The sequence below is a fragment of the Natronosporangium hydrolyticum genome, from assembly GCF_016925615.1.
Taxonomy (GTDB): domain Bacteria; phylum Actinomycetota; class Actinomycetes; order Mycobacteriales; family Micromonosporaceae; genus Natronosporangium; species Natronosporangium hydrolyticum.
In genome coordinates this window covers 2,897,031-2,917,993 of sequence record NZ_CP070499.1, presented here as the reverse complement: position 1 = coordinate 2,917,993, position 20,963 = coordinate 2,897,031, and the positions used below count along the sequence as shown (strand labels likewise).

The 20,963-nt window shown below is 70.0% G+C and carries 21 protein-coding genes, 1 tRNA gene and 1 riboswitch; of the genes, 1 reads left to right on the top strand and 21 read right to left on the bottom strand.

All coding sequences use genetic code 11. The features are described 5' to 3' along the window. Positions 1-8: 8 nt before the first annotated feature. Positions 9-107, bottom strand: a riboswitch (glycine riboswitch). Between the two features lie 58 nt (positions 108-165). The 9 genes from JQS43_RS12930 to JQS43_RS12890 form a co-directional block, all read right to left on the bottom strand. Further along, on the bottom strand, positions 166-756 hold the full coding sequence (locus JQS43_RS12930) for a MerR family transcriptional regulator (RefSeq protein ID WP_420847583.1): 591 nt from the start codon (positions 754-756) through the stop codon (positions 166-168). A 122-nt stretch (positions 757-878) separates the two neighbouring features. Continuing rightward, complete coding sequence (locus tag JQS43_RS12925; protein ID WP_239674642.1) at positions 879-1,343, bottom strand: bifunctional nuclease family protein; 465 nt, start codon at positions 1,341-1,343, stop codon at positions 879-881. 208 nt (positions 1,344-1,551) lie between these two features. Next, positions 1,552-2,019, bottom strand: coding sequence for an oxoglutarate dehydrogenase inhibitor Odhl (gene odhI / locus JQS43_RS12920; protein WP_239674641.1), 468 nt, complete (start codon positions 2,017-2,019; stop codon positions 1,552-1,554). A 39-nt stretch (positions 2,020-2,058) separates the two neighbouring features. Beyond that, positions 2,059-2,436 carry a glycine cleavage system protein GcvH gene (gcvH, locus tag JQS43_RS12915; protein WP_239674640.1) on the bottom strand — a complete coding sequence of 126 codons (378 nt, stop codon included), beginning with the start codon at positions 2,434-2,436 and terminating at the stop codon, positions 2,059-2,061. Positions 2,437-2,458: 22 nt separating this feature from the next. Then, on the bottom strand, positions 2,459-3,361 hold the full coding sequence (locus tag JQS43_RS12910; protein ID WP_239674639.1) for a DUF881 domain-containing protein: 903 nt from the start codon (positions 3,359-3,361) through the stop codon (positions 2,459-2,461). Positions 3,362-3,373: 12 nt separating this feature from the next. Then, entirely contained in the window at positions 3,374-3,706 is a 333-nt protein-coding gene (locus tag JQS43_RS12905; RefSeq protein WP_239679419.1) for a small basic family protein, read from the bottom strand. A 42-nt stretch (positions 3,707-3,748) separates the two neighbouring features. Continuing rightward, complete coding sequence (locus JQS43_RS12900; protein WP_239674638.1) at positions 3,749-4,591, bottom strand: DUF881 domain-containing protein; 843 nt, start codon at positions 4,589-4,591, stop codon at positions 3,749-3,751. Beyond that, a complete protein-coding gene (gene clsA / locus JQS43_RS12895; protein ID WP_239674637.1) occupies positions 4,588-5,199 on the bottom strand; it encodes a cardiolipin synthase ClsA in 612 nt (203 codons plus the stop codon). The genes JQS43_RS12900 and clsA overlap by 4 nt, the downstream gene beginning before the upstream one ends. A 77-nt stretch (positions 5,200-5,276) precedes the next feature. After that, a complete protein-coding gene (locus tag JQS43_RS12890) occupies positions 5,277-6,494 on the bottom strand; it encodes a D-alanyl-D-alanine carboxypeptidase family protein (RefSeq protein WP_420847702.1) in 1,218 nt (405 codons plus the stop codon). A 131-nt stretch (positions 6,495-6,625) separates the two neighbouring features. Here JQS43_RS12890 and JQS43_RS12885 point away from each other — a divergent pair. Continuing rightward, positions 6,626-6,701: transfer RNA gene (locus tag JQS43_RS12885), tRNA-Pro, on the top strand. A 633-nt stretch (positions 6,702-7,334) separates the two neighbouring features. Here JQS43_RS12885 and der read toward each other — a convergent pair. From der to JQS43_RS12825, 12 genes are all read right to left on the bottom strand, one after another. Then, on the bottom strand, positions 7,335-8,684 hold the full coding sequence (der, locus tag JQS43_RS12880) for a ribosome biogenesis GTPase Der (protein ID WP_239674635.1): 1,350 nt from the start codon (positions 8,682-8,684) through the stop codon (positions 7,335-7,337). Continuing rightward, positions 8,681-9,358, bottom strand: a complete 678-nt coding sequence (gene cmk, locus JQS43_RS12875) for a (d)CMP kinase (protein ID WP_239674634.1) — start codon at positions 9,356-9,358, stop codon at positions 8,681-8,683. The genes der and cmk overlap by 4 nt, the downstream gene beginning before the upstream one ends. 134 nt (positions 9,359-9,492) lie before the next feature. Beyond that, positions 9,493-10,257 (bottom strand): pseudouridine synthase, encoded by a 765-nt coding sequence (locus tag JQS43_RS12870; RefSeq protein WP_239674633.1) that lies wholly within the window; start codon positions 10,255-10,257, stop codon positions 9,493-9,495. Then, positions 10,241-10,978, bottom strand: a complete 738-nt coding sequence (scpB, locus tag JQS43_RS12865; protein ID WP_239674632.1) for an SMC-Scp complex subunit ScpB — start codon at positions 10,976-10,978, stop codon at positions 10,241-10,243. Before scpB ends, JQS43_RS12870 begins: the two co-directional genes overlap by 17 nt. Continuing rightward, positions 10,975-11,934, bottom strand: a complete 960-nt coding sequence (locus JQS43_RS12860) for a segregation and condensation protein A (RefSeq protein ID WP_420847701.1) — start codon at positions 11,932-11,934, stop codon at positions 10,975-10,977. The genes scpB and JQS43_RS12860 overlap by 4 nt, the downstream gene beginning before the upstream one ends. A 25-nt stretch (positions 11,935-11,959) precedes the next feature. Further along, positions 11,960-12,925 carry a ParA family protein gene (locus JQS43_RS12855; RefSeq protein ID WP_239674630.1) on the bottom strand — a complete coding sequence of 322 codons (966 nt, stop codon included), beginning with the start codon at positions 12,923-12,925 and terminating at the stop codon, positions 11,960-11,962. A 70-nt stretch (positions 12,926-12,995) separates the two neighbouring features. Further along, entirely contained in the window at positions 12,996-13,949 is a 954-nt protein-coding gene (locus tag JQS43_RS12850) for a tyrosine recombinase (RefSeq protein WP_239679418.1), read from the bottom strand. Further along, entirely contained in the window at positions 13,946-15,061 is a 1,116-nt protein-coding gene (gene ald / locus JQS43_RS12845; RefSeq protein WP_239674629.1) for an alanine dehydrogenase, read from the bottom strand. Before ald ends, JQS43_RS12850 begins: the two co-directional genes overlap by 4 nt. A gap of 103 nt (positions 15,062-15,164) precedes the next feature. Further along, positions 15,165-15,674 (bottom strand): NUDIX domain-containing protein, encoded by a 510-nt coding sequence (locus tag JQS43_RS12840; RefSeq protein ID WP_239679417.1) that lies wholly within the window; start codon positions 15,672-15,674, stop codon positions 15,165-15,167. Between the two features lie 241 nt (positions 15,675-15,915). Further along, the gene (locus JQS43_RS12835) at positions 15,916-17,607 is read right to left on the bottom strand and encodes a CTP synthase (protein ID WP_239674628.1); all 1,692 of its coding nucleotides are present in this window, start codon (positions 17,605-17,607) and stop codon (positions 15,916-15,918) included. A gap of 6 nt (positions 17,608-17,613) precedes the next feature. Continuing rightward, complete coding sequence (locus JQS43_RS12830) at positions 17,614-19,800, bottom strand: hypothetical protein (RefSeq protein ID WP_239674627.1); 2,187 nt, start codon at positions 19,798-19,800, stop codon at positions 17,614-17,616. Further along, entirely contained in the window at positions 19,800-20,939 is a 1,140-nt protein-coding gene (locus JQS43_RS12825) for a glycosyltransferase family 4 protein (protein ID WP_239679416.1), read from the bottom strand. Before JQS43_RS12825 ends, JQS43_RS12830 begins: the two co-directional genes overlap by 1 nt. Between the last annotated feature and the right edge of the window lie 24 nt (positions 20,940-20,963).

Below are 20,963 nucleotides of genomic sequence, written 5' to 3'. Positions count from 1 at the left end.
AGAGGTGCCTACCCAACACGGTCCGGGTGCCTGAGAGGTTCCGGGGAGGATTTGCCCCTTCGGCGCCGCCTGACTGGTTGCCCGGCGGTCTCTCCCGCGTGGGTAATACCGGCCCGGAACACGCTACCAGCGAGACGGCCCCGAACCCAGCGGATGTGACGATCTCTACGAAGCGCGGCGCCGGGCCCGGCGAACCGCCAGCTCATCGCCGAGCGACCCACCCTCACCGGCCCCCGAACCGGAGAGCGCAGCGACCGGCCCGGGCTCGTCATCAACGGCCGCCCGATCCGCCGGCAGATGCGACAACGTGCCCTTGATCTCCGCGAACGCACCACTGATCGCGATCCCGAACACACCCTGCCCACCCTGCAGCAGATCCACGACCTCCTCCGCCGAACGACACTCATAGACGGTCGTACCATCGGAGATCAACGTGATCCCGGCCAGATCTTCCACCCCGTGGGCCCGCAGCGTGTCGATCGCCCGGCGGATGTTCTGCAACGAAACCCCCGCCTCCAGCAGAGATTTCACCACCCGCAACACCACCAGGTCCCGGAACGAGTAGAGCCGCTGACTACCCGAACCCGCCGCCGCCCGGATGCTCGGCTCCACCAAACCAGTCCGCGCCCAGTAGTCCAGCTGCCGATAGCTGATACCGGCCGCATTCATAGCCGCGACCCCGCGATAGCCGACCGCCTCCATCGGCGGTCGGAGCACATCGGCCTCCCGCGGCTCCGGCATCTGCGGCTCCGGCATGGCCTTCAACCTCCCCGAGTATGGCGACGCGAAGGGCTGTTACCGAGACCTAGCTTATCGCCGGCACCGCGCCGAAGCCGGCGCGAAACGCCGCAGCCACCAACAGGTGTCCCACACCAGCATCAACCGGCGAAATCCTCCGGCCGAACCTGATCCAGAAACTCCCGGAACTTCTCGACCTCATCCTCCTGCTCATCCGGGATGAGGATGCCGGCCTCGTCAAGAACCGAATCCGCACAACGGATCGTCGCGCCCACCCGCAACGCCAAGGCGATAGAGTCGCTCGGCCGCGCCGACACCCGCAGCCCCTCGCCGATCAACAGATCAGCGAAGTAGACGCTCTCCTTCAGCTCCACGATCTCCACCGCGTGCAACGGCGCGTGCAACGCCGCCAACACATCCCGCAGCAGATCGTGCGTAAGCGGACGGGCGGGCTTCACCCCCTGCTGCTCATAGGCGATCGCCGTAGCCTCCACCGCACCGATCCAGATCGGTAGGTACCGCTCGCCGTCGACCTCCCGCAACAGCACGATCGGCTGGTTCGAGGGTAGCTCCACCCGAACACCGACCACGCTCACTTCGCGCACGCCTACCTCCGACCGGGTCCGATCTCCCACACGCAGAGCCCTACCTTCAAAACCGTACACCCCAACCAGGCAGCATGACTGCCCTCCTCCAGGGGGACCGACCTCCGCCGCGCGCCGACCACGACACCACCGCCAGTGACCAGCTCGACGCGAGCACGATCAGCCCGTAGCGCCGCACGGCACCTACCGCACGGCGCTACGAGGACTGCTACTGGTGCTCAGCCAGCTGCTGGCTAGCGTTCGCGCCCGGCCGCGGGCCAGCCACGAAGACCAGCCGGAACTTGCCGATCTGCACCTCGTCGCCGTTGCTCAACGTCGCCGCCTCAACCCGCTCGCGGTTCACGTAGGTGCCGTTGAGGCTGCCCACATCCCGCACGGTGAAGGTCCCACCATCCCGATGGAACTCCGCGTGGCGACGGGAGACCGTCACGTCGTCCAGGAAAATGTCGCTGTCCGGGTGGCGGCCGCTCGTGGTCACATCATGATCCAAAAGGAACCTCGCGCCCGCGTTCGGGCCGCGGCGCACCACCAGCAACGCCATCCCCGGCGGCAACGATCCGGACATCCGGCCCGGGGCGACCTCGGCGTCCGGGCCCTCCAGGACGTCGTCGATCGATCCCATGTTCATCGTCGACGTGACGTCGAGTGGGGGAAACTCGTCGTCTGGGCGCGTCATCGGACCACCTCACGGGCCTGGTAGTAGGAAGAACTCACTTTACGCGTCCGTCAGCTTACGGTAGCCAGTGGCGTCGAGCAGTCCCTCGACCGCCGCCGCATCAGCCAACTCGATCTCGAAAAGCCAACCCTCGCCGTACGGATCGGAGTTGAGCACCTCCGGCCCTCCAGCGGCGGCCTCATTGACCGCGCTCACCCGACCCGCCAGCGGCGCGTAGATCTCAGACACGCTCTTGGTCGACTCCACCTCGCCCACCGAGTCCCCGGCCGCCACCTCCGCACCGACCTCGGGAAGTTGCAAAAAGACGATGTCGCCCAGCGCTTCCTGCGCATAGTGGGTGATCCCCACCCGAGCCCGGCCGGACTCCGCCGCGACCCACTCGTGCTCCGCGGTGTAGCGCAGCTGCTCTGGAACCATCTGCCCACCTCTCACCGTTCAGTTAGGAATCCGGTCGGGCATGCTCAAGAGCGGCCTGCTCGCGCACCGCCGACACCTCGACCCCGCCGGTCTCCTCGTTCACGGTCACCGTACCGCCGTCGCGCTGCACCGACTCCACCACCCCGCCCGGAATCCGCAGGGCAGGAGCGAGCGTCTCCGGCTCACCGATCACCGTCAACCGGTACGGTGCGACCAACGACTCACCATCCACCACCAACCCCTGCTCACCATCGACGAAATAGGTCGACGCAACCACCCGCACCGCGGCCCCGTCAGCACCCGCCACCTGCATCGCCTCCGCACCAGCGCTGCGCAGCTCCTGCACCGCGTCGAGCACCCGAGCCGCGTTGACCGCATCCGGCCCACCGCGAAACTCCACCACCACCCCCGGCCCCGCCGCCGGCAACGTACCCGCCAAGATCCCCAGCTCGTCGGCGCGCCGACCCGCCTCCGCCAACGCCTCCTGCTGACTCTCATCAGCGCTGGTCAACCGGCGGTGAGTCTCCTGCAACTCGCCGATGTCACGGCGCAACCGCTCCTCGTGAGCATCCAGATTGGCCAAGATCCGCACCAGATCCTCCTGGCCCAACGCCGCCACCGTCGGATCCTCGGCCACGCTGCGCACCTGCACCGTAAAGGTGAAACCCAGCAACGCCAGCAACACCACCGTCACCCAACCAGTCGGCGACCCGCTCGGCGCCAGCCACCGCCGCCACCCCGAACCAGCAGCAGCCCGCCCACCAGCGGGCTCCGCACCAGCATCGGCGACCACCTCGCCCGGGGAATCGTCAACCGCCGGATCACGCGAAACCGGCTCGGCCGGGACAGCCGCCGGATCGGCACCCTCCCCACCAGGCTCCGCCCGCTGCGGCGGCGGCTCCGACCGCTCCCGCTCGTCGCTCATGCCCGCTGCCCCCTACGCCCGGAAAAGATGCCGGCGAATCGCCGCCACATTGCCGAAGATCCGCACTCCGAACACCACTACCACGCCGATCGACAACAGGCTACCCACGCCCAACTGGTCGCCCAGGAACACGATCAGCGCCGCCACCAGCACGTTCGAGATGAACGACACCACGAACTGCCTGTCGTCGAAGATGCCGTCCAGCTTGGCCCGGATCCCGCCGAACACCGCATCCAGCGCCGCCACCACCGCGATCGGCAGGTAGGGCAACAGCCACACCGGCACGCTCGGATCCAGCACCACACCGAGGACCACCCCGACCAGCAGCGCCACCACGGCAATGATCAAGTTCCATCCTCCCCTGAGTAAAACCGAAACCAGCGACGGCTACGGGTCCAGCACCGTGGCGAACCGCAGCTGCGGCTCCGCCGCCGCAGGCAGCGTCAAATCCGAATCCGACCGCACCTCGTACTCGATGCCGAACTCCTGCACCAGCAGCTCCATCAACGCCGCCGCCTGCGTCGCCGCAAACCGGTCGCCTAGATCATCCGGTCCGACCGCCACCACCTCGTACGGCCCCGCCACCGGCGTACGGTCAATCAAGATCGCACCGCTGGCGCTACGGATAGTCGAGGTCGCCGTCAACCGCCGACCATTGATCGCCACACCCTCCGCGCCGGCAGCCCACAGGGCGTTCGCCAGATCCTGCAGATCCCGATAGAGGATCCGCGCCTGCGGGTCCACCACCTGCTCGCCAGTCTGCGGGTCCACCGACGCCGGCCCATCATCGACCCGGACCACCACGCCGTCACCATGCACCCGCCCGAGCCCGGCCACCGCCTCCAGCTCCCGCAACGTCCGCACCGCAGCCGGATCGCCCAGCTGCTGGTCCCGCAGCGCCGCGACCTCATCCCGCAACGTATCGGCCCGGTCCTGCAACACCTGAGTCTCATCCTGCCGATCGCGGATCTGAGTCTCCAGATCCGCCCGGACCTGCGCCCGCGACGGCTGCTCCGCCACCACCTGCTGATACGCAACCGCCAGCAACGCCCCCACCACCGCCAACGTCAGCACCGTAATCAGCCGGCCACCCCGCCGACCGGGCGGCCGCGAACCCCCGGCAGCCCGGCGCGCGGCAGCCTCGGCGTAACCAGAATCCAACGGCTCCCGGAACAACTCGGTCAGGAAATCCGGCGACAACGGACGGTACGGGTTTCGCGGCTCAGTCACGTCCGGACGCTCCCCCTCCGAAGCAGCGAAACCATCTGCCCGACATAGAAGACCCCCGCCACCCAATACAGCCCCAAACCCCACCAGGCCAACGCCCAACCCACCGGATCCGCCCAGGCCGCGCTGCCCGGCACGGCGACCGCGAGCAGCAACACCGGGAACGCCGCCAACAACAAGAACGTCGCGGTCTTACCGAGATAGTGCACCGGCACGGGACCATAACCCGCCCGCCGAAGCAACGCCAGCCCCACTGTCAACATCAACTCCCGCAACAGCAACGCCACCGTAAACTGCCACGGAATGATCTCACGCCAGGTAAAAGCCCCCAAAGTGGCGAGAATGTACAACCGGTCGGCGACCGGGTCCAGCATCGCCCCGAACCGGCTCACCTGCCCCAACCGGCGCGCCACCCAACCATCGAGCCAGTCGGTCCCACCGCCGACGATCAACACGACGAGCGCCGCCACATCCCGCTCGGCGACGAGCAGGAGATAAAGAAACAGCGGCACCCCGAGCAACCGCAGCACACTGATCACATTGGGAATGGTCAGGAGGCGGTCGGTCCGGTCGACAGCAGTCACCGAGCCTCCCCTCCGCGCCGCGGGCATCGCACCCCCGCCGGCAACGCCACCGCACTATACCCTTCACCGTCCCAGCTGCTGCGAGCATCCGGCCAGCCCCAAAATCAGCCGCGGCGACGCCGCGCCGACCGGTACGCAAGCGCCGCGAAGACCCCGCTCAGCAGCAGTGCGGTAGCGGCCACCGCCGCAGTCGCCCAGGTCCGCCCCGGCGCCAGCGCCGCAGCCGCCTCGCCGCCAGCGCTCCCGGCCGGCTCGACCGGCGGTTCGGTCGACGAGGACGCCACCGCCGCCAACTCCTCCGGCTCCACCAACCGACCCACCGCCGCCTCCGCCGGCAACGCGAAACCCCAGTCCAGCAACTCAGCCGCCTGCTGCCACCCGGTCAACGGTTGCGCCTCGGCCCCGAGAACGGTCACCACCAGCCGGCGGTCGTCGCGCTGCGCTGCCCCCACGAAGCTGTGTCGAGCCAAATCGGTGAACCCGGTCTTCCCGCCCAACGCGCCGGGATAGTTCAGCAGCAACCCGTTGTCGTTCTGGATCTCGAAGCCGCGCGGATCCTGCGGCGGCTGCGGTGGAATCGCAGCCCGGTCGGCCCCTACGTAATCGAGGAAATCTTCCCGGTCGAACAACGGCCGCGCGATCAACGCCAAGTCGTACGCGCTCGTGTACTGCCCCGGCCCATCCAACCCTGACGGCGTCGCGGCGAAGGTCTGGTAGGCGCCCAATCGCTGCGCCTCGGCGTTCATGAGCGCGAGCCCGCCAGCCACGCCGTCCTCCCCACCACCCAGCCGCGCCAGCACGTTGGCGGCGTCGTTACCCGAGTTGAGCATCAACCCCAACCACAGCGTCTCAATGGTGTACCGCCCCCCGACCAGCAACCCGACCGCCGAGCTACCCGGCACGATGTCAAGGTCTTCGGGCACCACCTCGACCACCTCATCCGGGTCGAGCTCCGACATCAGCGCCGCCGCCAGCAGCAACTTCTGCGTGCTCGCCGGGATCGCGTACTCATGCGGGCCGCAGGCTCCCAGCACCGCTCCGCTGTCGAGGTCCGCAACCAGCCAGGTGGTCGCGGTCAGCGGCGGGGGCGTCGGGGCGGTCTCCGGGATCACCAGCTCCGCAGCGGCCAACGCTGCCCCGCCCAGTTGCCGGTCGCCCGGGCTATGCCCCGGCGGCGGCTCCGGCGGAGTCGGCAGGCCAACCGGCCGGTCGACCTCCAGCGCCGGGCACGGCGCCTCGGGGGCAATGCCAGGAAGCGGTTCTGGAACCGTCAACGTCGACAGGGCAACCCCACTCACCGTGACCATCGCGAGCAAACGCAAACCACCCATCGCCCAGCAGACTAGTAGTAAGCAACGACGATCGTCACAGCTCCCTCCAGAACCCTCAACCGGCTCGCGGGCCGATATCGGCCTGCGATACAGTTCTCTCAGCTCGCCGCAGCGGCGAGCGGCGGGCTGTGGCCTAGCTTGGTCGAAGGCGCCACACTGGGGGTGTGGAGAACCCCGGTTCAAATCCGGGCAGCCCGACACAGCAGAGATCTACCAAGTGGGGTGGGCCCTTAGGGCCCACCCCACTTGTGCTGTCGCTATGGCCCGAGCCAAGAGTGTCCAGCTGGTTCCCCGTCGCCGCGCCATCACCGCCCGCTCGCCTGTGGGTCGCTCTTCTGGCGCCGCAGACTCCGCTGGCTGGATCGGGGCTGCAAGATCGGCGGGCAGATCGTCTCAACCGACACCTACGGCTGCGCGCGCCAGCGGGCATGTACTTCTTGGTGGGTTGAGTGGCGCCTGATTTGCCAGTATGAACCCGGTTTCTCGCCGTAGTGGATCACCACTCAACCGACCAAGCCGCCGGGCGTGGGCGATCAGCGCATCGGTGAGCGCCGGCCCCGGCACCCCGATCTCGGATTAGCCAGCAGAGTCGCCGCAGCACAAGCATTCGCCGGGTCGCCCGCGAGGCCGATTGGGTGCGTCGGAGCTTGGCCCTGAAATGAACGATGCGCGAGATGGTCGATGGGTTGTGTGATGAGTTGGGCTACATCCTGTATAGCGTCCTAGGATGCTAGCCTAGTAGGCTCCGAGTCGGCCGAACTCGCCGGCGATCGGAGCGAGACTCAGGGCCCAGAGTCAGCCTCGGGGTCAGGGGCTGCTTGGCAGCGGGCCTCAGCGGCTCTTGTACTTTTCCCGTGCCCGCACCGCGACCTCAACCGGGCTCCCCTCGAAGCCGAACTCCTCCCGAAGCTTCCGCTCCACGAAGCGGAGGTACGCGGCGTCCAATGGGCCGGTGGTGAAGAGCACGAACCGTGGCGGACACACCCCTGCCTGGGTGGCGAAGAGCACTCGCGGCGCCTTCCCCCGGCGTACCGGATGCGGCGTGGCCTGCGTCAACGCCGTCACCCACTGGTTCAACTGGCCGGTCGGGATCCGCTGCTCCCAGCTCGCCAGCGCCCCACGCAACGCTGGCGCCAGCTTGTCCACCGCCCGGCCGGTCAACGCCGAGAGGTTCAGCCGCGGAGCCCACGGAATCCGCCGCAGCTCCCGGTCGATCTCCCTCGCCAGCTGATAACGCCGGTCCTCGTCGACCAGGTCCCACTTGTTGAACGCAAGCACCAGCGCCCGGCCCGCCTCGGTAACCATGGACAGGATCCGCTGATCCTGCTCGGTGATCGGCTCGCTCGCGTCCAGCAGCACGACCGCCACCTCCGCCGCGTCGATCGCGCCCGAGGTGCGCAGACTGGCGTAATACTCGGTGCCGCTCGCCTGCCCGACCCGTCGGCGCAGGCCGGCGGTGTCGACCAGTTGCCACGTCTCGCCGCCGATCTCCACCAAGCTGTCGACAGGGTCGACTGTGGTGCCCGCCGCCGAGTCGACCACTGCCCGGGGCGTCCGCGCCAACCGGTTCAGCAGGCTCGACTTGCCGACATTGGGCCGACCCACCAGCGCGACCCGGCGCGGTCCGGCCGGCTGCTCCTGGTCGAACTGCTCCGGCGGCGCCGGCTCCGGCAGCGCGTCGAGGAGCGCATCGAGCATGTCGCCGGTGCCGCGGCCGTGCAGCGCCGAGACCGGGTACGGCTCCCCCAGGCCCAACGACCACAACGTGCTGGCCTCCGCCTCCAGCGCCGGGTTATCGGCCTTGTTGGCCACCACCAGCACCGGTCTGCCACCGCGCCGCAGCATCGGCACCGCCGCGTCGTCGACGTCAGTGGCGCCGACCGTCGCCTCCACCACATAGAGCACCAGGTCTGCGGTGGCCACCGCGATCTCCGCCTGGGCCGCGATCGCGGCCGCCCGGTCTTTGGCGTCCGGCGCCCAACCACCGGTGTCCACGATGGTGAAGCGCCGACCAGCCCAGGTCGCGTCGTACGCCACCCGGTCCCGGGTGACTCCGGGCTGGTTCTCCACCACCGCCTGGCGGCGGCCGAGGATCCGGTTGACCAACGTGGACTTGCCGACGTTGGGCCGGCCCACCACCGCGACTACCGGCACCGGGCCGTCGAGCTCGGCGTCGCTCACTGGGCCGAGCTCCGCAGCCGCGTGGTCACGAGCTCCCGCAGCGTGGCGACGACGGTGTCGATATCCATCGCCGTGGTGTCCAGCTCCACCGCATCGTCGGTCCGACGGAGCGGATCCACGGCCCGAGTCGAGTCGAGCCGGTCCCGGCGGGCCAGGTCGGCGGCGGTGAGATCGGCGGCGACCGAATTCTCGCCGCTGCGGCGCCGGGCTCGTTCCTCGGCCGAAGCGGTGAGGAACACCTTGAGCTGAGCCTCCGGCGCGACCACCGCACCGATGTCGCGGCCCTCGACCACGATCGCGCGCGCTTCCTCGATGATCTGCCGCTGCCTGGCGACGAGTAGCTGCCGGACCGCCGGCACCGCCGAGACCGCCGAGACCGCCGAGGTCACCTCCGCGGTCCGGATCGCCTGCGCGACATCGTCGCCGTCGAGCTGGATGCTGGGGGCCAGCGGATCGGTGCCGCAGGTCAACGAGGCCTCATGGGCGACTTTGGTGACCCCCTCCGGGTCGGCGAGATCGACCCCGGCCCGGAGCACCGCGAGCGTCACCGCCCGGTACATCGCGCCGGTGTCCAGATACGCCGCGGCGAGCGCGCTGGCCAGCAGCCTCGACACGGTTGACTTGCCCGAACCGGCTGGCCCATCGACCGCCACGACACACCGAAGGGATTCCACGCTCCTATCTTGCCCCAGCGGCTGATGGAACTCGCAGGCCGGTCCGAGGTGCTTCCCGCCACGCTGGCTATTGCGTCCTAGGACGCTAGGTTGGTAGCTTCCGGTTGCCGGACCACCGGTGCGTACGGCCAGTCTTACGAGGCGGTCGGGGCGTGCGCCACTTCAGTGAAGAGCGCGGCGATCTCTCGGCGGTTCAGCTGTCGGGTCTGACCGGGCTTGAGCTGCCCCAGCTTCACCGGGCCCACCGCGGTCCGGACCAACCGGGAGACCGGGTACCCCACCTCCGCGAACATCCGACGCACGATGTGCTTCCGCCCCTCATGCAGCGAAACCTCGACCAACGCCGACTTGCGGACCGTGTCGACCACCCGGAACGAATCCAACGCCGCGGGACCGTCCTCCAGCACGATCCCGGCGCGCAGCCGCCGGCCCACCGCAGCCGGCAGCGGCCCGGGCACCTGACAGAGGTAGGTCTTGGCCACCCCGTAGGAGGGGTGGGTGAGCCGGTGGGCCAGATCCCCGTCGTTGGTCAGCAACAAAAGGCCTTCACTGTCGGCGTCCAGCCGGCCGACGTGGAAGACCCGGGTGTCCACCCCACCCAGATAGTCTGCGAGGGCGGCCCGCCCCTGCTCGTCATCCATGGTCGAGACGACCCCGCGCGGCTTGTTGAAGGCCAGGTAGACCATCCGCGGGTCGGTGACCACCCGCTCCCCGTCGACGTGCACGACCGCGGTCCCCGGGTCCACCCGGTCCCCCAACGAGGCGACCTCGCCGTCGACCGTGACCCGGCCGTCGGCGATCAGCTCTTCGCAACTCCGCCGGGAACCGACCCCGGCGGCGGCGAGTAGTTTCTGCAGCCGAATCGGCTCTCCAGGCTCCGGCTCACGCGGCGATGCCACGGGCAACCTCCTCCGGCTGTTTCGCGTCTGGGTCCAACGGAGAAACGTCGTCGGGCAGGAACGGCGCCAGCGACGGTAGCTCCGCCACCGAATCCAGCCCGAGCTTCTCCAGGAAGACACTGGTGGTCTGATAAAGGTAGGCGCCGCTCTCCGGCTCCGCCCCCGCTTCCTGCAACAGCCCGCGGGTGAGCAGGGTGCGAATCACCCCGTCACAGTTGACACCCCGGATCGCCGCCACCCGGGAGCGGGTCACCGGCTGTTTGTAGGCGACCACCGCCAGCGTCTCCAGCGCCGCCTGGCTCAGCTTCGCCTGCTGCCCGTCGAGGACGAACCGTTCGACGTAGGCCGCCTGGCTAGCGCGGGTGTAGAGCCGCCAGCCCCCGGCGGCGCGGCGCAGGTCGAACCCGCGGCCGGCGGCGGTGTACTCAGCGGAGAGTTCGGTCAGCGTCGCGGCCACCCGGTCCGGCGGCTCCGCCAGCGTCTGCGCGAGCGTGGCCTCGGTCACCGGCTCGTCGACGACCAGCAGGATCGCCTCCAGCGCCGCCCGCAGCTCCGGCTCGGCCAGCGAGCCGACCAACGGGGCCGCAGAGGGCTCGGCGGGGACGGCTGCCGGCGCAGGCGCGGGCGCGGGCGTCTCAGCTTCGGGCTCCGGCGCAATCACCGCCGGAGTCGCAGTCAGCGCTGGCGGCCACGGCGGCGGCGGCCAGCTCGACTCGGTCACGACGACACCTCCCCCTCGGTCCGTTGCGCGGGCACCCGCACGGCGGTGTCGGCCGGCGGCGGCATCCCCGCGTACTCGTCGACCTCCAGCTCAACCGCCTGGTCGCTGCCGGTCCAGTGCACGGTCAACTCGCCCAATGGCTCGAGCTGTTCGAAGCCGACCAGCCCTTCACGGTACAGCTCCAGCAGCGCCAAAAACCGCGCCACCTTCTCCAGCAGACTCTGACAATCGTCGCACAGCGCCCGGAAGCTAGCGGCGCCGATCAGCACCAGCCGGTCGCGCAGGATCGCGGCGTGTTCGCGGACACTGACGCGGGGCTGATGGACGTGCGCGATCGACACCGTCGGCACCGGTTTGGGCGTCATCGCTTTGGCGGCGAGCTGGGCCAGCTTCTCCGGGGTCACGGTGAGGACCAGCTCCGGCAATGCCTGGGCGTACTGAGGCTCCAGCGACACCGCCCGCGGCCATCGCCGCTCGCCGACCGCCACCAACTCGGCGAGGTGGCTAGCCGCCTGCTTGAACGCTTGGTACTGCAGGAGCCGGGCGAAGAGTAGATCACGGGCCTCAAGTAAGGCCAAATCTTCTTCGTCTTCGACCTCTGCCGCCGGCAGCAGCCGCGCCGCCTTCAGATCCAGTAGCGTAGCGGCGACCACAAGGAACTCGCTGGTCTCGTCCAGGTCCCAATCGTCGCCCAGGGCCCGGAGGTAGCTCAGGAACTCGTCGGTGACCTGGTGCAGCGCCACTTCAGTCACGTCCAGCTTGTGTTTGCTGATCAGCTGGAGCAACAGGTCGAACGGGCCGGTGAAGTTGTCCAGCCGGACCGTGAAGCCACCGCCGGTCTCGGCGCCGGGAGCTGCCGCCTCGTCGAGGTCCGGCGTGGCGTCCGGGTCGCCGAGGTCGGTTTCGGAGAGGTCAGGGGTGTCGGCGGAGTCGGCTGGAGGGCCCGGCTCGGCCAGTTCGGTTGGCTGGCTCACGGGTGGATCAATCACGCTCCGCCTGCGCCGCGATGACCTCCCGGGCCAACTGCCGATAGTTGCGGGCACCGGAGGAGGACGGATCCAGTGTGGTGATCGGCGCTCCGGCGACGTTCGACTCCGGGAACTTCACCGTCTTGGTGATCACGGTCTGGTACACCTTGTCGCCGAAGGCTTCCACCACCCGCTGCAGCACCTGCCGGCAATGGGTGGTGCGGCTGTCATACATGGTGGCGAGGATGCCCTCCAGCTCCAGATCGAAGTTGAGCCGCTCCCGCACCTTGTCGATGGTGTCGAGGAGCAGCGCCACCCCGCGGAGGCTGAAGAACTCGCACTCCAACGGGATCAGCACCCCGTCAGCGCAGGTCAAGGCGTTGATCGCGAGCAACCCGAGGGAGGGTTGGCAGTCGATCAGGATGAAGTCGTACTCTTTGCGGACCGTGCGGAGCACCCGGGCCAGCGCCATCTCCCGGGCGACCTCGGTTACCAGCTGTATCTCCGCCGCGGAGAGGTCGATGTTGGCCGGCATCACGTGCAGCCCGGCCACGTTCGTCTTGATCAGCACGTCCTCGACGGCGACGTCGTCCTGCAGCAGGACATTGTAGACCGACATGTCGAGATTATGCGGATTAGCCCCGAGTCCGACCGAGAGCGCGCCCTGCGGGTCGAAGTCGACCAACAGCACCCGCCGCCCATACTCCGCCAACGCGGCGCCGAGGTTGATGGTGGTGGTGGTCTTGCCGACCCCACCCTTCTGATTGGCCATCGCGATGATCCGCGCCGGCCCGTGCCGGTCGGTGGGCATCGGCTCCGGAATCGGCTTCCGCGTAGTGTAGGCAGCCGGATCAGCGGGGCCGAGGTCAGCACCGAGATCGAGGGCGGGTTGCTCCTGCCGCAGCCCAGCGCCCCACCCTCCGGCCTCGGAACGCTCCGCGTCACGCGGAGCCGTCGCCTGGTCTGCGTTGCCTGCCATGCTGATCGGGCCTGCTCCCCCCGGAAACACGTTACTGTCGCCCGACTGTACGCCACCTGGAGCGGTTTGGTCAGTGGGCGCGCGGATGCGAGGTAGCGTAAACCTCACGTAGCCGTTCTACCGTAACCAACGTGTACACCTGGGTGGTGGTCACGGACGAGTGGCCCAAAAGCTCCTGGACCACTCGGACATCAGCACCTCCATCGAGCAGATGAGTGGCGTACGAGTGCCGCAACGAGTGCGGCGACACAGCGGCGTCACCGGTCACCGGCAACCCAGCGCGCACCGCCGAACGGCGCAGGATCTGCCACGCCCCCTGCCGGGTGAGCCGGCCCCCGCGGGCATTGAGAAACAACGCCGGCCCACCACGGCCAGTCGCGGCCAGCGACGGCCGGGCGTCGCGCAGCCACGCGCCCACCGCCGCCGCGGCATGCCCGCCGAGCGGCACCAACCGTGCCCGCCCGCCCTTGCCGCGCAGCGTCACCACCTCCTCGGCCAGATCCAGATCGTCGACATCGGCCCCCACCACTTCCGAGATCCGCGCACCGCTGCCGTAGAGAAACTCCAACAACGCCCGATCCCGCAGACCAGCCGGGCCACCGTCGACCCCGGCCACCGCGAGCAGCTGCTCGACCTGCGCCACCGGCAGGGCCCGGGGCAGCCGCCGTGGCGGCGTCGGCGGCGGCACCGCCGCGGCGGCATCCGCCCCGACCCAACCCTCCCGTAACGCGAACCGGTGCAGCCCACGGACCGCGCTTACCGCCCGGGCGGCCGAAGCAGCCGCCAGCGGCGGCCGCTCCCCACCGCCCTCCCGCAGCTCCGCCAGGTAATCGCCGACCTGCCCGCTGGAGACCTCGGCGAGCTGACCGACCCCGGCCCGGGCCAACGCCGCCAGGTAGCGTTCCAGGTCACGGCGGTAGGCACGAAGCGTGTTGACGGCCAGCCCGCGTTCCACGGTGAGATGGTCCAGATAGCTGCGGACCGCGCGCCGCAACCGCGGGTCCGGCGCTGGCGGCTGGGTCAGGCCAGCACCTCCGACAACGAGCGGTTCGCCATCCCGTGGGCCACCGCCACCGGCTCATTGACCAGCTCGCCGGCGTGAGTGTTCAACCCCAGCGCCAACGCCGGGTCCCGGCGCATCGCCTCCCGCCAGCCGTGATTCGCCAACTCGAGCGCGTACGGCCAGGTCACGTTGGTCAACGCGTACGTGCTCGTATGCGGCACCGCCCCGGGCATGTTCGCCACGCAGTAGAAGACCGAGTCGTGTACCGGATAGACCGGCTCAGCGTGCGTGGTGGGTCGGGAATCCTCAAAACAACCACCCTGGTCGATCGAGATGTCCACCAGGACACTGCCTTGCTTCATCCGGGACACCAGCTCGTTGCTGACCAGGGTCGGCGCCTTCGCGCCCGGCACCAGCACCGCACCGATCACCAGATCCGCGTCGAGCACCGCCTTCTCCACCTCGTACGCGTTGGAGGCGACCGTCTGCAGATGCCCCTGGTAGATGGCGTCGGCCTGGCGCAGCTTCTGGACGTTCTTGTCCAGCAGCAGCACCTCGGCCTGCATACCCAGCGCGATCGCCGCGGCGTTCATGCCCGAGACGCCGGCGCCGATCACCACCACCTTCGCCGCATACACCCCGGAGACCCCGCCCATCAACACCCCGCGGCCGCCGCCGGAGCGCATCAGATGGTACGCGCCGACCTGCGGGGCGAGCCGGCCCGCGACCTCGCTCATCGGGGCCAATAGCGGCAACGAGTGGTCTGGCAGCGCCACCGTCTCGTACGCGACGCCGGTGACGCCGCGCTCCAGCAGCACGTCGGTGCAGGCCTTCGAAGCGGCCAGGTGCAGATAGGTGAAGAGGACCTGACCCTCGCGCAGCCGGTGGTACTCCTCGGCGACCGGCTCCTTCACCTTGAGCACCAGCTCCGCGGCCCCCCAGACCTCGTCCACGCTGGGGACGATCCGGGCGCCAGCGGCCTCGAAGTCCGCGTCGGTGATCGACGACCCGAGGCCAGCCCCCGATTCGATCAAGACCTCGTGCCCGCTGCGGACGAACTCATGCGCACCCGCCGGGGTGATCGCCACCCGATACTCGTGGTTCTTGACTTCGCGAGGGATTCCAACCTTCACAGGACCGCACCTTTCATGACCGCCCGCCCGGGCCCCGTTGCCCGGCGGGGCCGGCAGCCGCGGGATCGCCGCGCTGTGCCCTGCCCCGAGCGTAGCCGGGGGACTAGCCGGCCGAGCGTGCCCGGTCGGCCGCGAGCAGCCCAGCTACGGCCGCCGCGTTGGTGATCTCACCCTCGAAGATCATCTTTACCGCGTCGGTCAACCGGAACCTGGCCACCGTCATCGTGGCCTCCTCGAACTCACGGCGGTGGGTAGCGGACGCCGGGCGCAGGTCCCGAGCGAGGAAGATCCGGATCCGCTCGTCCGAACAGCCCGGCGACAGATGCAGGTCCAGCAACCGGTCGAGCCGGCCCGCGACCAGATCGGTCTCCTCGGCCAGCTCCCGGGCCGCGACCTCCGGCAGACTCTCGCCGACCCCGTCAACCAACCCGGCCGGCAACTCCCACAGCTGCCCGCCGACCGGATGCCGGTACTGCCGCACCAACACCACCTCGGCCTCGGGACCGTCACCGGCCAACGGCACCACCGCCACCGACCCGACGTGCCGCAGATAGTCCCGGCTGGCGACCTGACCGTCCGGGAATTCCACCTCATCAGTGACCACCTGGAACATGTACGCCTGGAACCGTTCATGCCGTCGCCGGACCGGGTAACGCTCCCCCGCCGGACTGCCGTCCTCGCTCACGCGGATTCCTTCCTCCACTCGCGTGGACTGCGGTCCTCGCACACTGCGGTCCTCGCTCACGCGGATTCCTTCCTCCACTCGCGTGGACTGCGGTCCTCGCACACTGCGGTCCTCGCTCACGCGGAACCACCTCGCGTGGACTGCGGTCCTCGCACGCTGCGGTCCTCGCTCACGCGGTCACCTCGACGGGGAGTTGGTCCGCCTCGGCGTAGCCCACGGCGGCCCGCACGAACGCGGCGAAGAGCGGATGCGGTCGGGTCGGCCGGCTCTTCAGCTCGGGATGCGCCTGGGTCGCCACGAAGAACGGGTGCTGCTGCCGGTCCAGCTCCACGAACTCGACCAACCGCCCATCCGGAGACGCGCCGCTGACCTGCAACCCCACCTTGGCCAGCCGCTCCCGGAACGCGTTGTTGACCTCGTACCGGTGCCGATGCCGCTCGGTCACCTCCGTGGCGCCGTAGGCCTCGGCCACGATCGAACCCGGCGTCAACGTCGCCGGCCAAGAGCCGAGCCGCATCGTGCCGCCCAGGTCCCCCCGGCCGGCGACGATCTCCTCCTGGTCTGCCATGGTCGCGATCACCGGGTAGCTCGTCGATTCGTCGAACTCGCTGGAGTTGGCGCCCGGCAGGCCGGCGCTGTGCCGGGCCACCTCGATCGCCATACACTGCAGCCCCAGACACAGCCCGAGCGTGGGGATCCGGTGCTCGCGCGCGTGACGCACCGCCCCGATCTTGCCGTCGATGCCGCGGACCCCGAAACCGCCGGGGATCAGCACCCCGTCGACACCGGCGAGCGCCGCCGCCGCCCCCGCCGGTGTGGCGCAGTCGTCACTGGGCACCCAGCGCAGCCGTACCCGGGCCCGGTGGGCGAACCCGCCGGCCTTGACCGCCTCACTCACCGACAGGTACGCGTCGGGCAGGTCGATGTACTTGCCGACCAGCGCGACGGTGACGGTGTGCCGGGGATGGTGGACCCGGTCGAGCAGATCGTCCCACCGGGTCCAGTCGACGTCGCGGAACGACAGGCCCAGCCGGCGCACCACGTAGGCGTCCAACCCGGCAGCGTGCAGCACCTTCGGGATGTCGTAGATGCTCGGCGCGTCCGGCGCCGCGACCACGCCCTCCTGGTCGACGTCGCAGTAGAGCGAGAGCTTATAGAGCAGCTGGTCGGGGATCTCCCGGTCCGAGCGGCACACGATCGCGTCGGGTTGGATGCCGATGTTGCGCAGCGCCGCCACCGAATGCTGGGTGGGCTTGGTCTTCAGCTCTCCCGACGGGGCCAAGTAGGGCACCAGGGATACGTGCAGGTAGAAGCACCGGTCCCGGCCGATGTCGTGGCGAACCTGGCGGATCGCCTCCAGGAACGGCAACGACTCGATGTCGCCGACGGTGCCACCGACCTCGGTGATCACCACGTCCGGGGTACGGCCGTGATCGTCGGGCGCCGCCATCGCCCGGATCCGGGACTTGATCTCATTGGTGATGTGCGGGATCACCTGCACCGTGTCGCCGAGGTACTCGCCGCGGCGTTCCTTGGCGATCACCTCGGCGTAGATCTGCCCGGTGGTGACGTTCGCCGCCGCGGACAGGTCACGGTCGAGGAAACGTTCGTAGTGCCCGACGTCGAGATCGGTCTCCGCACCGTCTTCGGTCACGAAGACCTCGCCGTGCTGAAACGGGTTCATGGTGCCGGGGTCGACGTTGAGGTAGGGGTCAAGCTTCTGCATGACCACCCGCATGCCCCGGGCGGAGAGAAGGTTGCCGAGACTGGAGGCGGTCAATCCCTTACCGAGGGATGACGCCACGCCGCCGGTGACGAAGATATGTCTGGTCTGCTGGGCTGGGCCTGGCGCTCGATCCACGGATTTTCACTCTAACACCTCGCTGCGGCTGCGCCCGACCGCCACCCGCCCACCGCGCGCCAGCTCAACCCGCTGCGCCGACCGCTCCCGCAGCCGCAGCGAGGCGAGCGTCAGCAGTGGTACCGCGACCGCGGCCGCCGCACCCGCCACGGTCAGCGCCGCGCCGACCAGCAGCCCGCCCGCGACCCCGGCGACCACCACACCCACCGTCGCCGCCCGCAACGCCGGGTGGATGCCGAAGAGCCGTTTCAGCCCACCCCAGTGCCGTAGCAACGCGAACCACAGGAAACCACCGGCGCCGATCGCCAACACGGTCAGTGGGGAGGCGGTAAAGGCCTCTACGTTCGCCTGCGATACCCGCTGTAGACCGAACCCGGCGGTGCCCTCCGCGACCTGACTGAGCATGCTGCCCAGGCCGGTCCGGTGCTCGGCCGGCCGCCGCAGGTCGAAGACCGCGACCACCGTGACCACCAGCAGCCCCACCAGCCCGGCCCACACCAGCCGGCGGGCCACCAGCCAGCCACCGGTGCAGAGCGCCGCCGCCACCGCGACCCCGGCCGCCAGGGCCACCGCGCCGCCGATCTCCGCCCCGAGGTACGGGCTGCCGATCAGCACCACCCCGACCGCACCCACCACCGAGACGACCAGCGGTCGCCGCCCCCGCGGAACCTGCTCGGCGAGGCAACCGGCCACCAACATCACCCCGGCGATCAGCACCCCGAGACCGGTGTCGCTGAGTCCGACGTACCGGCCACCGTCGTGGGCCAGATACCCCACCACTCCGTTGAGCTGGCCCCAGGAGCCGGTGCCGAGGTCGACCGCGACCGCCAGGCCGGCCACCGCCGCGCCGCCGCCGACCAGCCCGAGGGTGTGCCGGGACAGCCGGCTACGCATCACCAGCAGGCTCGCCGCCGCCAGCAACCCCAGGCTCGCCAGCGTGAAGACGCTGCCCGCCGCCGGCACTCGCCACCACGGGACCCCATCGACGGTCATCGCCGCAGGAATCGCCAGCGCCGCCGCGACCAACGACATCGGCGCAACGGTGCGCCACCATGCCGGTGGAGACCAGCCCTCGACCTCGGCCGCTGGCCGGCGAAGTAACGGCACCACCGCGACGAACAGCACCAACTGGGTAATGGTCAACGCCGCCAGGAACCACAGCGCCACCGGTCGCGCCAGGCTTGCTTCGTCGTTCGCGGACACCAACTCGGCGACCGCCTCCGACAAGTCGTCGGGCCGGTCCGGCACCGTGCTGATCGGATGCCCGGCCAACCGGACCTCCGGCCGCGGCCGCTCCACCGCGTCCAAAACGGTCGGTGCCACATCCACGAGCTGGAGGTATCCCGTGCGCCCGGTAGTGGCGGAGCCGAGCCAACCCGGTGACAACCCGGGCCCGTCGGCGACCGCCACATGCAAGTGGGGCGTCAGATCGGTGTCGGCCACCCCCGCCACCAACAGCAGCGAGCCGGCCGGCCGGGCCTCGAGCAGCCGGGCCAAGGCGGCATCAACCTGTTGGGCACCCCGCTCCCGTTCCGCGCCCTCCCCGGCGACCGTCCCCAGATCCATGATCACAAGCTCGCAGTGGTTGGCGAGCAACCGCCCGGCCGCATCCCGATCCGCCGGCAGCATCGACTGATACCGGTCCACCCGGCCGTATGACCGGGCGGCTGCGACCGCGGCACCGGGGCCCACCGCCACCGTGCAGCCGACCGAGCCGGCCAGCGCGCCCGGCATCGCACCCCAGGGCAGCTCCCACTGATTGTGCCGCACCAGCTGTTCCTGCCACGGCAGGTGAGCGCTGCCGCCGTCGGACGCCTCGATCGACACCGCCAACGGCGAGCAGGGCCCGCTCCGGGGCCCTGGGGTAGCGGCGGCCCAGTTGCCGGCTCCGAGCGTCAACCAGCCGTCACCGGCGCAGGTGGGGCGATGCGCGGATCGCACAGAGGCCGACCCGATCGCCCCCTGCTCCGCCAACTGCCACAGGTGCGGGGTGCGTTCGGGGTCGACATCGCCCCACCGCAGCCCGGCCGCCCCCGCCACGATCACCTGTTCGGCCGACAGCTCCGACCCGGTCTCCTCCGGCCCCACCACCAACCCGACGACGCTGGCCAACGCCACCCCGACGATCAACAGCGTCGGACCTAACCGCGCGAACCGTCGCCCCCACCGCCCACGGCTACTGGCCACAGCCATCACGCACCCGCGGCCGGCACCCCGGCCAACTCCGCATAGACACCGAGCACCTGCGCCACCGTTTCGGCCGAGGTCGGCCAGCCCGCAGTCTGATCGCTGGCCGCCTGCACCAACCGGGCCCGGTGCGCGGGGTCATCCAACAGACCGCTCACCGCAGCATCGATCGCCGCCGCATCTCCCGGCGGCACCAGCACGGCCGCGCCACCCACCAACTCCGGGAGCCCACCGACCGCGGTCGCCACCAGCGGCACCCCCGCCCGCAGCGCCTCCTGCGCGAACAACTGCCGGGCCTCCCACACGCTGGTTACCAATGCCACGTCAGCCGCGGCGAGCAGATCAGCAACATCGTCGCGGTGGCCGAGCAGCGTCACCGGTGCCCGGCTCACCGAAATCTTCGCCGTCAGGTCCAGATAGCTAGGGCCGTTTCCGGCGATCACCACCCGCGGCACCGGCCGCCGGTCGCGCCAGCGGGCCGCGGCCGCCACGAGCACATCGTAGCCCTTCTGCGGATGCAGCCGACCAACCGACAACAGCAGCGGCGTCTCGGGGGCGATCCCCAACTCGGCCCGGACCGCCGCTGCGGATCGGACCGGCGGCGACAACGCCGGCGCCGCGACCGGACCCAACCTCGCATCGGCCGCCCCCAGCCCGGCAGCGCGGGCCACCAAGTCCGCCGACGCGCCCAGCACCACGTCGGCGTTGCGGGTCACCGCCCGCTCGACCAGCCGAGAAGCACCGCCCCGCAGACCGCGGCTGAGCACCGCGTTGTGCAACGTCACCACCAGCGGCCGGCGGCTGGCCCGGCTGCGGCCACTCATCGCGGCGACCAGCCCTGCCCGCAGCCCGTGGGCGTGGACAACAGCCGGGTCCGCGGCGGCGATCACCCGGCGCAGCGCCCCCACTGCCCGGGCGTCCGAGAGTTGGCTGTTAGCGGAGATCTCCACCGGCCGGAACTCCGCCCCCACTTCGGCGAAGCCGAACCGTTCGGCGGTCGCCGCCGGTCCGCAGACGGTCACCGCCACCCCCGCCGCGACCAACCCCTGGGTCAGGTCCCGGACATGGGCACCGACCCCGCCGGTGCTCGTGGCGAGCACCTGCAACACCCGGCTCGGTGGTTCGGTCCGCCGCGCGCCGCTCAGCGCCTCCACTGCACCCCCTCGATC